This window comes from Pseudomonas sp. TE6288 (genome assembly GCF_054062095.1).
In genome coordinates this window covers 281,853-294,148 of sequence record NZ_JBSSEW010000003.1, presented here as the reverse complement: position 1 = coordinate 294,148, position 12,296 = coordinate 281,853, and the positions used below count along the sequence as shown (strand labels likewise).

Here is a 12,296-nt window from a genome sequence, read left to right as displayed (position 1 = left end):
CCTGCGAGATCGAGCGCCGTGCGGGCGGCGCTCGATCTCACAGGCGCTGCAACTCTCCCGCCCCCTCAACCCTGGTCCAGCGAGTGCCCCTCGGCCATCGCCACGATCACCTTGCGCGGGCCTTCGAACGGCGCGCGGGCATGGGCGGCGAGCATGTTGTCGAGCATCATCACGTCGCCTTCCTGCCAGAGGAAGCTGATCTTGCAGTCCTCGAGCACCGCACGGATCTCGTCGAGCACCTCATCCTCGATGGGCGAACCGTCACCGTAGTAGACGTTACGCGGCAGGTCTTCCTCGTCGACGATGTCCAGCAGGCTTTCCCGCACCTCGGGCGGCAGGTTGGAAATATGGAACAGGTGCGCCTGGTTGAACCAGACCTTGTCGCCGGTGGCCGGGTGCTCGGCCACCGCCTGGCATACCTGGCGCGTGCGCAGCTCACCGTCATCCTTCCATTCACAGGTGATGCCATGGGCCTTGCAGTAGGCCTCGACCTCCTGCGGATCCTCGGTATTGAACACATCCTCCCAGGACACATCCAGCCCGTTGCCAAAATTGCGCACGTACATCAGGCCCTTGCTGACGAAGCGCTCGCGAATGTGCGCCGGCACCCTGCGATAGACCTCGCGACTGTCGGCAATCGGCGTCTGGCCGCCGGACTTTGCCGCGATCATGCTGTAGAACCAGATTTTCATCGGCCAATCGCGCGAGTACGCCTGCTCGTTGTGCAACGGAATATGCTGGTGCGCCGGATACTCGGTGGAGGTGTAGACCCCCTGGGTGACGTTGGTGCGCGGCGTGGAGCCGAACTCGTAGTTGAGCAGCGGATGACCGAAACTGGCGGCGAACTGACGGAACTGTTCGGCGCCCTCCAGGCGGAAACCGCGGAACAGGATGCCGCCATCGCGCAACAGGTGCTCGTCCACCAGCGCCTTGAGCTCATCGAACACGTCCAGCAGGCTGGTGTCGTCGTCACCGGCCTCCACCAGCAATGGCAAACGTCCCTGCTCCGGCAAGAGCGGACGCACTGTAAATCCCACAGCAACACCCATGACGGGCCTCCTGTACACACCTAAGGAAAAGGGAGCGACGGCCCAGGGGCACGCTCGCATCCGGTGATAGGGGGACGTTTCGGGAAGCAGGCAAATTAGTCCCGGCGCAGGAACCTGCAGCAACAGGCAGGGCAACCTGGAAACACTTGCTTGCAATTGACCCATCAGGTTTTGCCCTGCTCATGCGTCTCTTTCTGATACGGCCGGGCAATCCGCCCCTTAACTCGCCATTGACACTGTGTACCCATGTCGAAAAAGTCACGCTCGAAAATCTGGTTCCTCGTGCACAGCTGGCTGGCGCTGCCCATCTGGTTCTTCGTGCTCATCGTCTGCGTCACCGGCACCCTGGCGGTGATCAGCAAGGAGATCGTCTGGCTGGCCAATCCGGAAACCCGCGCCAATCCGCCTTCGGATGACGCCCGGCGGTTGTCCTACGACGAGCTGCTGGTGGCCATGCAGCGCGACGAGCCCGGCATCGCCGTGGCCAGCCTGATGACCCTGAGCGAGTCGCACTTCGCCATGCTGTCGGATGTCACCTACCCTGACGGCCGCACGCTGAGGGTCTACGTCAACCCCTACACCGGACATATCCAGGGCGTTCCCCCGCAGTTCAACTTCGAGGAATTCACCCGCGCCCTGCACGGCTGGTGGCTGGTGCCGCACACCAATGGCTACAGCTGGGGCTGGTACCTGGTGTCACTGCTCGGGCTGCCGATGCTGGCTTCGCTGGTCACCGGCCTGGTGATCTACAAACGTTTCTGGAAAGGTTTCTTCAAGCCGACCTTGCGGTTCAACCAGGGCGCGCGGATCTTCTGGGGCGATTTCCACCGCCTGAGCGGCATCTGGTCGATCTGGTTCATCGCGGTGATTTCCATCACCGGCACCTGGTTCCTGATCAAGGCCCTGCTCGCCGACAACCATATCGCCATCTCCAGCCAGCCCATCGTGCCGGTGGTGGCACGGGAGACGGTGCCACTGACCGCCGACGGCAGTCCGACGCCGATGATCAGCCCGGACGAGGCCGTCAGGATCACCCAGCGCGAAATCCCGGGCTTCACCGTCGACTACGTCGGCTTCCCCAGCAACGCCTATGCCCATCTGAGCATCGGTGGCATGAGCTGGTATCCACTGGTGTACCAGAAAGCCGAGATCAACCCTTATACCGGCAAAATGGAAGCCAGCCGCCTGCTGGGCGATCGCAAGGCGGTTGAAATCGTCACCGAGTCCATGCGCCCGTTGCACACCGGCGAGTTCGCCGGCCTGACCACCAAGCTGATCTGGTTCTTCTTCGGCCTGCTGCTGAGCATGATGGTGCTCAGCGGCCTGCTGATCTGGAGCAAACGTACCGCCCTGGCCACCGCCAACGCGCTCAAGCGCAGCCAAAAGCAGGCGCGCACGGCCAAGCAGCCGGTTGCAACGGAGGTCACGTCCAGTTCTTGAAACATTTTCTTTCATTTGCTTTGGCAGCTTTCTGATTCTCATTCGTCCTTACTTATGCAGCCCTCCAGGTTGAGCACAGACTCGACCGTATTTTTTTATGCAGAAGACCGACCGATGGCCCGACAATCGAGAAAGAAATCCAATTCCAAGCTGTGGTTTCTGGTGCACAGCTGGCTTGCCCTGCCGATCTGGTTCTTCGTCCTGATCGTCTGCTTCACCGGCATGCTCGCGGTGGTCAGCCAGGAAATCGTCTGGCTGGCCAACGCCGACGTGCGCGCCAGCAAGCCCGACGACGACAGCCAGCGCCTGAGCTACCAGCAAGTGCTCGACGCGATGCACAAGGCCGAACCGGACCTGGCGGTGCGTTTCTTCAGCCAGCCGGACGGTTCGCATTTCGCCCTGCAGGCCTCGGTGACCCGCGCCGACGGCACCCACGCGCTGCTCTACGTCAACCCGTACAGCGGGGCCATCCAGGGCCAGCGCCCGGACTTCGACTTCGAGGCCTTCACCCGCGCCCTGCACGGCTGGTGGCTGGTGCCCTTCACCAACGGCTACAGCTGGGGCTGGTACCTGGTGTCGCTGCTCGGGCTGCCGATGCTCGCCTCGCTGGTCACCGGCCTGGTGGTGTACAAGAAATTCTGGCGCGGTTTCTTCAAGCCCGTGCGCACCGGCCATGGCCGGCGGATCTTCTGGGGCGACCTGCACCGCCTGGCCGGCGTGTGGTCGATCTGGTTCATCGCGGTGATCTCCATCACCGGCACCTGGTTCCTGATCCAGGCGATCCTCGGCGACAACCACGTGACGATTTCCAGCGAGCCCGTCACGCCGGTGATCGCCCGCCAGCAGGTCCCGCAAACCCCCGACGGCAGCCCGGCGCCACGCATCGACCTGGACGAGGCGGCGCGCATCGCCACCCAGGCGGTCCCGGGCCTGGATGTCAGCTTCATCTCGCTGCCCGCCACCGCCTACAGCCACTACAGCATGGGCGGCCGCGGCTGGTACCCGCTGATGTTCCAGACCGCCGAGGTCAACCCCTACACGCGCAACGTCGACGCCCAGTTCCTGCTCGGCGACCGCTCGGCCCTGGAGTTCGTCACCGAATCCATGCGCCCGCTGCACACCGGTGACTTCGGTGGCCTGGCGATCAAGCTGATCTGGTTCTTCTTCGGCCTGGTGCTGACCCTGATGGTGTTCAGCGGCCTGCTGATCTGGACCAAACGCACCGCCCAGGCCACCCGCGCCGCCCTCAAGCGCGGCGAACGCCCGGCGCGCCCAATCACCCTGGAGGCCCACTCTTGAGCCAGACCGACACCCTGCCGCCCAGCGGCCTGAAGCAGCTGTGGCTGAAATGGCGCTTCCACCTGAACATCCTGCTGATCCTCGTGCCGCTGGGCTTCATGCCCAAGTACTTCGCCGACGCCAGCCTGTTCCGCGGCGACAGCGGCCTGGGCGCCAACATCATCCAGGACGTCCAGATCGGGCGCTGGACCCTGGACCTGGCCGAGCTGCGCGACGAAGCCCCGCGTGCCGAAGGCCCGGCCGGCTACTTCAAGGCTTTCAACGCCGCCTGCGGCAACTGCAACGACGGCGCCAAGGCCATCTACCTGCGGGTGGGCAAGCCGCGCAGCCTGCGCGCCGCCGGCACGATCTTCTTCGGCGCACCGGCGCGCATGGGCACCTCGCTGCCGATCCCGCCACGCACCCGCCCCGACGCCGACATCTGGATCACCATCGAAGGCTGGGACGGCAAGATGTACCAGGCCTCGGTGCCGCTGGCCAAGGCATCCCCCGCCACCGCGGCCTGGCTTGAAAAACAAGGAGGCAACAAATGAAACAGCTGATGCGCAGGCTGGCCCTGCCCCTCTTGGCCCTGGCCGCCACCCCGGCGCTGGCGCACAACCCCATGTGCGAGTGCACCGAGCACGGCGAGCAGATCACCTGCAAGGGCGGTTTCTCCGACGGCAGCGGCGCACCGGGGGTGACCCTGGACGTGATCGGCTACGACGAACAAGTGCTGGTGGCGAGCAAGCTCGGCGATGACTCGACCCTGACCTTCAAGCGCCCCGACGGCGAGTTCTACGTGCTGTTCGACGCCGGCCCCGGCCACGTGGTGGAAGTCGACCACGCCGACATCGGTGCGCCATGAGCCGCGCCCAGGTGGTGCGCCCGGCCGGTGCCGGGCACGAGACCCTCTACGTGCTGCTGGCCGCCGTGCTGATCGTGGTGCTGGCCGCAAGCGTGGTGGCCGTGCGCGGCGAACGCGAGGATGAACAGGCCATCGCCGCCCACCAGCTTGACGCCCGCCGCGACCTCAATGCCGCCGAACAGGGCATCCACACCGACCTGTGGGTGGCCGTCGAGGAGATCCGCGCACTGCGCGAGGACAATGGCGTCGCCCCGGATGCCCAAGCCCTGGCCGACGAGGGGCTGCCACCCTTCGTCAGCGACGCCAGCAGCCAGAGCCGCGGCAGCCACCAGTGGTCGTTGCTGGCCAACGGTGCCTACCTGGGACGCAGCCAGGAGGCCCAGGTGGCCGGCAGCTTCCTGGTGATCCTGCCAGCCGCCAGCGATGCCCAGCCGGATGTCTGGCTGCGCCGCGACAGCACCGCCCTGCCCCCGGACGCGCTGGACAGCGATGCGCTGATCGCCGCCGGCTGGCAGCAGATCGTCACCCACTACGACGCCGGGGTCACCCGCCAACACCGTCACTAAGGACCTGCCCATGCTCCGCTTCGCCCGCCGCACCCTGGCGCTGCTCCTGGCCTGCGCCCTGCCCGCCCTGGCCCTCGCCGACAACGGCAAGCCCCTGCGCATCGGCATCACCCTGCACCCCTACTACAGCTACGTGAGCAACATTGTCGGCGACAAGGCCGAAGTGGTGCCGCTGATCCCGGCCGGCTTCAACCCGCATGCCTACGAGCCGCGCGCCGAGGACATCAAGCGCATCGGCAGCCTCGACGTGATCGTGCTCAACGGCGTCGGCCACGACGACTTCGCCGACCGCATGATCGCCGCCAGCGAAAAGCCCGACATCAGGACCATCGAGTCCAACGCCAACGTGCCGCTGCTGGCGGCCACCGGCATCGCCGCCCGCGGCGCCGGCAAGGTGGTCAACCCGCACACCTTCCTGTCGATCAGCGCCACCATCGCCCAGGTCAACAACATCGCCCGCGAACTGGGCAAGCTAGACCCCGACAACGCCAAGTTCTATACGCAGAACGCCCGCGCCTACGCCAAGCGCCTGCGTGGCTTGCGTGCCGAGGCCCTGGCCAAGGTCACCCAGGCCCCGGACGCGACCTTCCGCGTGGCCACCATTCACGCCGCCTACGACTACCTGGTGCGCGACTTCGGCCTGGAAGTCACCGCGGTGGTGGAGCCTGCCCACGGCATCGAGCCGAGCCCGGCGCAGTTGAAGAAGACCATCGACCAGCTCAAGGCGCTGGACGTGAAGGTGATCTTCTCGGAGATGGACTTCCCCTCGGCCTATGTCGACACCATCCACCGCGAGTCCGGCGTGCGCATCTACCCGCTCACCCACATTTCCTACGGCGACTACACCAAGGAGAAGTACGAGGTGGAGATGAAGCGCAACCTCGACACCGTGGTCCAGGCCATCCAGGAGAACCGCACGTGACCGCAGCCGCCAACTTCACCAGCGCCTGCGGGCCGCGCATCGAGTTCGACGGCATCGACCTCACCCTCGGCCGCACGCGCATCCTCGAAAACGTGCGTTTCAGTGTCGCCCCGGGCAGCGTGCACGCCATTGTCGGCCCCAACGGCGGCGGCAAGAGCTCGCTGATCAAGACCTTGCTCGGGCAGATGCCGCACCAGGGCCAGTTGACACTGCACTGGCCCGGCGAGCGCGAGGTGATCGGCTACGTGCCCCAGGCCCTGGAGTTCGACCGCGGACTGCCGATGACCGTGGACGACTTCATGGCCGCCATGTGCCAGCGCCGCCCGGCGTTCCTCGGCCTGTCGCGGCGTGTGCGCCCGGAAATCGACGCGGCGCTGCAACGGGTGGGCATGCTCGACAAGCGCAAGCGGCGCATGGGCGCGCTCTCCGGCGGCGAGCGCCAGCGCGTGCTGCTGGCCCAGGGGCTGATCCCGGAACCGCAGTTGCTGGTGCTGGACGAGCCGATGTCGGCCCTCGACGAGGCCGGTATCCAGGTGTTCGAGCAACTGCTGCACGGCTGGCGCCAGGCCGGCACCACCGTGCTGTGGATCGAGCACGACCTCGAAGCGGTGCTGCGCCTGGCCGACCGCGTCACCGGGCTGAGCCGCCAGGTGCTGTTCGACGCCCCGCCGGCCCAGGCCTTGACTCCCGAGCGCCTGCTCGGACTGTTCTCCGTTCACCCGCGCAGCGAGAGCCTTGCCTGATGAGTTTCGAAACCTTGCGCCAACTGGTCCAGGACTGGGCCACGGCTGGCTATCTGCCCGAGGCACTGGCCTACGGCTTCGTGGTCAACGCCCTGCTGGCGGGCCTGATGATCGGCCCGGTACTCGGCGGCCTGGGCACCCTGGTGGTGGTCAAGCGCTTCGCCTTCTTCTCCGAGGCGGTCGGCCACGCGGCGCTCACCGGAGTAGCCATCGGCATCCTGCTCGGCGAGCCCTACACCGGCCCGTACGGCAGCCTGTTCGGCTACTGCCTGCTGTTCGGCATCCTGCTCAACTTCCTGCGCAACCGTACCGGCCTGTCGCCGGACACCCTGATCGGCGTGTTCCTCTCGGTGTCGCTGGCCCTGGGCGCGAGCCTGTTGCTGATGCTGGCCGGCAAGATCAACGTGCACATCCTCGAAAACGTGCTGTTCGGCTCGGTGCTTACCGTCAGCGCCCACGACCTGCTGGTGCTGGGCATCGTCGCGGTGCTGGTGCTGGCGCTGGCACTGCCGTTGTACAACCGCATCATGCTGGCCAGTTTCAACCCGCAGCTGGCGGCGGTGCGCGGGGTGGCGGTGAAGACCCTGGACTACCTGTTCGTGGTGCTGGTGACCCTGGTCACCGTGGCCTCGGTCAAGGTAATCGGCGCGATCCTGGTCGGCGCCCTGCTGGTGATCCCGGCGGCGGCGGCACGGCTGGTCAGCCAGTCGCTCAAGGGCTTCTTCTTCGTCTCGGTGATCATCGCCACCCTCAGTACGTTGCTCGGCATCCTGCTGCCGATCGTCTTCGACCTGCCGGTGCCCTCGGGCGCGGCGATCATCCTGGTCGCCGGGATCTGCTTCGCCCTCGCCGCCCTGGCCCGCGCCCTCGTCCCACGCCTGCAAGGAAACCCGGCATGAACCTGAAAAAACTCACCCTGGCCCTGGCCCTGAGCGGCCTGCCGCTGCTGGCGGGCGCCACCGAAGTACTGACCACCCTGCCGGTGACCCACAGCCTGGCCAGCGCCTTGCTCGACGGCACCTCGGTGCAGCTCAAGCGCGCCGCACCGGCCAACCTTCCGGCCAGCCGCCAGCCCTCGTACTTCAGCGGCCGCGGCGGCGCCAGCCTGCACAAGGTGGCGCAACAGGCCGACGCGGTGATCGGCGTGCGCTCGATCTGGCGCGACGACCCGCTCTACCCCATGGCCCGGCGCAGCAACATCCGGATCGTCGAGATCGACGCCGCGCGCCCGGTGGACGGCGCCCTGCCCGGCATCGCGGTCAAGGGCGACGAAGCCTTCGCCGCCTACCCGTGGCTCAACCCGACCAACCTGGGGCGCATGGCCGATGTCGTGGCCAATGACCTGGAGCGCCTCTCGCCAGCGGACAAAGCGAAGATCCAGGCCAACCTGGCCGGCATCAAGCGGCAGATGCTGGAGCTGACCGCCAACAGCCAGACGCGCCTGGCCGAGGTCGACAACCTGACCGTAGTCAGCCTGTCCGAACGCCTGGGCTACCTGGCCAGCGGGCTGAACCTGGACGTGGTCGAGCAGGCGCTGCCGGCCGACGACAAGTGGGATGAAGCGGCGCTCAAGGCGCTTGAAGACAACCTCAAGGCGCAGGACGTCGCGCTGGTGCTGCACCATCGCCAGCCAGATGCCAAGGTAGCCGAAGTGATCGCCGCCGCCGGGGCGAAGCTGCTGGTGGTGGAGAGCGACGCGGACGATACCGTCGCCGGGCTCAAGGCCAGTGTCGAGCAGGTGGTCAAGGCGCTTGGCAACAGTTGAAGCTTTTGCAGGAGCGGCGGTGCCGCTCCTGCATGAACCACGTCAACGCTTCATGCAACGCTGATAACGCTCATCCACCCTTCCGGCAAACCACGCCGTGGTCAGCTTGCGAGTGATCTTCGGACTTTTCAGCTCGATCCCCGGCAGCACCGCCCTTGGCAAGGGCTTGCCGGCCTTTGCTTCAGCCAGGGCAAAGACCTTGCGGTACAGCTCGGTCTCCTCCAGCGCCAAGTCGTTCTCTTTCTCCAACTGCGCCCTGATCTGCGGATTACGCAGCCCCAGCTTCGCCCCCAGCTTGCGCGCCGCCTGCTCGGTGGTGCCGGGCATGATCGCACCGGGGGCGATCAGGTCGCCGTCGAGCGCCAGCGGCACCCCACTGGCCCGGCTCAGCGCCGCCTGGAACGCGGCGTTGCGGCTGGCGTACCAACCCGCGTTGAAGTCGGCGAAGCGGTACAGCTGGCGCGGGTAATGGGTGGGGTAGCCCAGCAGATGGGCGATACCGAAGTACATCCCGCCACGGCGGCTGAACACTTCCTGGCGAATGCTGCCCGGGTGGTCGTAGGGATAGCCTTTGGCGTGTTGTTCGGCAAAATCCACGCTGACCTGCATCGGCCCGCCGGTGCGCACCGGGTTCAGCCCGCCCAGCAGCGAACGCCCCAGCGGCAGGCCACCGATCACCTCGTCGTACAGGGCGCTCAACTGCTTTTCACTGCGCACGGCGAGCAGGCGTTGCTGGTAGGTCTTGCCGTTGGCCGAAGGCGTGTTCAAGGCGCCATCGACCAGCAGCCGGGGCACATGCAGCCGAGCCGCCCGGCGGTCGATCTCCTCCCGGGCGATGCGGCCCAGGTTTGGCACTTGAGGGTCGGCATTGAAGGTGGACTCCTGCTCGGTCACCGCCAGCACGGCGCACAGGTTGCTCTTGCTCGGGCTGATGCCCTGGGCCTGAAAGGCCACCTGGATATCCTCGGCCCAACCCTGGCGGTCCTTGACCTGGGCCGGCAGCAGGCGCATGAGCTGGGCGCGGACCTTGGCCGGGTCGGCCTCCGGCGCCTCTTCGCGGCGCCCCGCGCAGCCCTGCAGCAGGCCCAGTGCCAGCAGCCCGAAGGCCAACAGACGCCCGTTCAGGGTTGCTCCCCCACCAGGTAGGTCTTGCTGATCTGGCGGAACAGCGGATGGCTGGAGCTGCCCAGCAATTCGAACAGCACCATCTCGCGGGTGACCACCTGCGCCCCGGCATCGCGCATGCGCGCCAGGCCCGCCGCCTTGCTGGCCGGGGTGCGGCTGTCGCAGGCATCCTCGACCACGAACACCTGCTTGCCCAGGGCCAGCAGGCCGAGCACGGTCTGCAGCACGCAGACATGGGTCTCCATGCCACAGACGATCACCTGCTCGCGCGCCAGCAGGCTGGGCGGCAGGCACTCGGCGGCGACGCAGGAGAAGTGCATTTTCTCGACAATCTCAGCGGCTGGCGCCGCGGCCTTGAGGGTGGCCAGGGTGTGGCCCAGACCCTTGGGATACTGCTCGGAGATCACGGTGGGCAGCTCGAGTTCGGCGGTTGCCGCCAGCAGCCAGCGGGCGCGGGCCGCCGTGCCCTCAGGATCGCTCATCGCGCCGATGAGCTTTTCCTGGATATCGACGACCAACAGCGTGGCCTTGCGAGGATCGATCAGCATTGTCAGCCTCATGCCTGGGAAAAAGGCTAGCCTTACCCAGGCGCGGGATGACGTCAATCAAAGCAGCACCTGGGCAAGTTGCCGTTACCGTTGCCGTTGCCGTTGCCGTTGCCGTTGCCGATCAGGAGTCTAGCGCCATACCCAACTAGCGACAGCTGCGTCATCCCAGGCGCCGCCCGTAACTTCGCGACTTCAGGAGGCCGAACGGAGGTCTTGCGGAGGGAGGTGACGGGCATGGATGCCCGTCAAGCGCTGCGCCCCAGGATGGGGCGTTCAGCGCGGTCCTCCCGGGAGCAAGGCCGGAGTGAGGGAACCCGGAGCGAAGCGGAGGGCCGGATGAATGGAGCGCAGCGTTTTTTGGTTACTTTTTGTCGCGTTTGACAAAAAGTGACTCGCCGTAAGGGCGAAAAGGTGAGTGCGCGTCGACATCGTAAATGAATGTACTTACAACTATAGAAACCAATGCCGATTGACTTTGACTTTGACTTTGACTTTGACTTTGACTTTGACTTTCACAGTGTGTGTTTTGAATGATATATGCGCATTCAGTTGCGATGGTGACGCATAATCACCTTTCCGCCCTTACGGCGGGTCCCTTTTTGAAGGATCAAAAAGGAACCAAAAAATCCTCGCTCCATTCATCCGGCCCCTACGCTTCGCTCCGGGGTCCCCTCACTCCGGCCTTGCTCCCGGGAGGACCGCGCTGAACGCCCCATCCTGGGGCGCAGCGCTTGACGGGCATCCATGCCCGTCACCTCCCTCCGCAAGACCTCCGTTCGGCCTCCTGAAGTCGCAATTTGTGTCGCCTGAACTATCGCGCACTTAGAAGCAAGAGCAAGAGCAAGAGCAAGAGCAAGAGCAAGAGCAAGAGCAAGAAAATATGTTTTGGATTGGGAGTTGAAAGTTCTTATATGCAGTCAGGCCTCTCGCCGATAACCAGGCATGAGGCCACTGCAGAATTATCAAACTGTAAGAGAATTCTATAAACCGCCCTGTCCATCACGCACAAAGCCGCAATGGCTCCAACGTCCTGCACAGCACATCAAGCACACGATCTTCATGCTCATGTATAAAGAAATGCCCTCCCGGAAACTTCGCCAGCGAATACTCGCCAACCGTCTCCCGCCCCCAGGCCTGCAATTGTTCATCATTGGCGCGATCGTTCTCGCCGGCGAATACATGCAAGGGACATTGCAATGGCAGGCGCTGCTCATACGCATAACGGCCGCAAAGCAGGAAATCCGCCTGCACGATCGGCAAGGCCAGGCTCATGAGCTCTTCGTTGGCCAGCACCTCCTCGGAGGTACCACCCAACTTGCGCAATTCGGCGATCAATTCGGCATCGCCACGCGGCTCGGTCCATTTGCCACCGGCGTAATCCTCGCGCCGGGTCGGCGCTGCGGTGCCGCAGGCGAACAAGGCCACAGGCGGCGGGCAGCCGAGTGCACGCAACTCATGGGCCAGCTCGAAGGCGACCAGCGCCCCCAGGCTGTGGCCGAGCACGGCGTAAGGCGCATGGGTGACGGCGCGCTGCTCATGGGCCAACTGCCGGGCCAGGGCCCGCAGGTCGGTATGCAGCGGGTCAGCCATGCGCGCGCCGCGCCCGGGCAGCTCCACCGGGCGCACCTGCAGCCAGGCCGGCAGCTTGCGCCGCCAGCGGCTGTAGACCATCGCACTGGCACCGGAATACGGCAGGCACAACAGGTTCAGGGTCGACACCGCCTTACTGCGCCGCGACTTCGGCCATTTTCTGGCGCAGGCTCAGGGGCCGCATGTCGGTCCAGACTTCGTCGATGTAGGCCAGGCAGTCCTTCTTCAGGCCGCTCTTGCCCACCGCGCGCCAGCCATTGGGGATCGCCTTGTAGTCGGGCCAGATGGAATACTGCTCTTCGTGGTTGACCACTACCTGGAACTGGATATCGTCGCGGTCGAAAACGGAAGTCATTGCCTGTCTCCTTGAATGATGAGGGCCGAACGCGCCGGGCGCAGGGC

General features: G+C 65.4%; 14 protein-coding genes. 9 read left to right on the top strand and 5 right to left on the bottom strand.

All coding sequences use genetic code 11. The features are described 5' to 3' along the window. Window positions 1-65: 65 nt before the first annotated feature. On the bottom strand, window positions 66-1,049 hold the full coding sequence (locus ACVWY1_RS04750; protein ID WP_457377858.1) for a TauD/TfdA family dioxygenase: 984 nt from the start codon (window positions 1,047-1,049) through the stop codon (window positions 66-68). A gap of 246 nt (window positions 1,050-1,295) precedes the next feature. On the opposite strand from ACVWY1_RS04750, the gene ACVWY1_RS04745 reads away from it, so the two are divergent. From ACVWY1_RS04745 to ACVWY1_RS04705, 9 genes are all read left to right on the top strand, one after another. Continuing rightward, window positions 1,296-2,489 (top strand): PepSY-associated TM helix domain-containing protein, encoded by a 1,194-nt coding sequence (locus tag ACVWY1_RS04745; RefSeq protein ID WP_139670404.1) that lies wholly within the window; start codon window positions 1,296-1,298, stop codon window positions 2,487-2,489. Between the two features lie 114 nt (window positions 2,490-2,603). Next, window positions 2,604-3,788 carry a PepSY-associated TM helix domain-containing protein gene (locus ACVWY1_RS04740; protein WP_277504697.1) on the top strand — a complete coding sequence of 395 codons (1,185 nt, stop codon included), beginning with the start codon at window positions 2,604-2,606 and terminating at the stop codon, window positions 3,786-3,788. Next, window positions 3,785-4,321, top strand: a complete 537-nt coding sequence (locus tag ACVWY1_RS04735; RefSeq protein ID WP_277504699.1) for a thiamine pyrophosphate-binding protein — start codon at window positions 3,785-3,787, stop codon at window positions 4,319-4,321. The genes ACVWY1_RS04740 and ACVWY1_RS04735 overlap by 4 nt, the downstream gene beginning before the upstream one ends. After that, complete coding sequence (locus ACVWY1_RS04730) at window positions 4,318-4,635, top strand: hypothetical protein (protein ID WP_028692195.1); 318 nt, start codon at window positions 4,318-4,320, stop codon at window positions 4,633-4,635. Before ACVWY1_RS04735 ends, ACVWY1_RS04730 begins: the two co-directional genes overlap by 4 nt. Then, window positions 4,632-5,201 (top strand): DUF6162 family protein, encoded by a 570-nt coding sequence (locus tag ACVWY1_RS04725; protein WP_367858728.1) that lies wholly within the window; start codon window positions 4,632-4,634, stop codon window positions 5,199-5,201. The genes ACVWY1_RS04730 and ACVWY1_RS04725 overlap by 4 nt, the downstream gene beginning before the upstream one ends. A 10-nt stretch (window positions 5,202-5,211) precedes the next feature. Further along, window positions 5,212-6,123 carry a metal ABC transporter substrate-binding protein gene (locus tag ACVWY1_RS04720; protein ID WP_038706328.1) on the top strand — a complete coding sequence of 304 codons (912 nt, stop codon included), beginning with the start codon at window positions 5,212-5,214 and terminating at the stop codon, window positions 6,121-6,123. Then, window positions 6,120-6,866, top strand: coding sequence for a metal ABC transporter ATP-binding protein (locus tag ACVWY1_RS04715; protein ID WP_110703810.1), 747 nt, complete (start codon window positions 6,120-6,122; stop codon window positions 6,864-6,866). Before ACVWY1_RS04720 ends, ACVWY1_RS04715 begins: the two co-directional genes overlap by 4 nt. Next, window positions 6,866-7,765, top strand: coding sequence for a metal ABC transporter permease (locus ACVWY1_RS04710; RefSeq protein WP_102685288.1), 900 nt, complete (start codon window positions 6,866-6,868; stop codon window positions 7,763-7,765). Before ACVWY1_RS04715 ends, ACVWY1_RS04710 begins: the two co-directional genes overlap by 1 nt. Next, window positions 7,762-8,631, top strand: a complete 870-nt coding sequence (locus tag ACVWY1_RS04705) for a metal ABC transporter substrate-binding protein (protein ID WP_457377857.1) — start codon at window positions 7,762-7,764, stop codon at window positions 8,629-8,631. Before ACVWY1_RS04710 ends, ACVWY1_RS04705 begins: the two co-directional genes overlap by 4 nt. A 42-nt stretch (window positions 8,632-8,673) precedes the next feature. Here ACVWY1_RS04705 and ACVWY1_RS04700 read toward each other — a convergent pair whose 3' ends face one another. The 4 genes from ACVWY1_RS04700 to ACVWY1_RS04685 form a co-directional block, all read right to left on the bottom strand. Then, the gene (locus ACVWY1_RS04700; RefSeq protein WP_457377863.1) at window positions 8,674-9,744 is read right to left on the bottom strand and encodes a DUF1615 domain-containing protein; all 1,071 of its coding nucleotides are present in this window, start codon (window positions 9,742-9,744) and stop codon (window positions 8,674-8,676) included. Window positions 9,745-9,752: 8 nt separating this feature from the next. Next, entirely contained in the window at window positions 9,753-10,304 is a 552-nt protein-coding gene (locus tag ACVWY1_RS04695; RefSeq protein WP_457377856.1) for a hydrolase, read from the bottom strand. 999 nt (window positions 10,305-11,303) lie between these two features. After that, window positions 11,304-12,023 carry a thioesterase II family protein gene (locus ACVWY1_RS04690; RefSeq protein ID WP_277504713.1) on the bottom strand — a complete coding sequence of 240 codons (720 nt, stop codon included), beginning with the start codon at window positions 12,021-12,023 and terminating at the stop codon, window positions 11,304-11,306. Window positions 12,024-12,027: 4 nt separating this feature from the next. After that, the gene (locus ACVWY1_RS04685) at window positions 12,028-12,249 is read right to left on the bottom strand and encodes an MbtH family protein (RefSeq protein WP_023632740.1); all 222 of its coding nucleotides are present in this window, start codon (window positions 12,247-12,249) and stop codon (window positions 12,028-12,030) included. Window positions 12,250-12,296: the final 47 nt, after the last annotated feature.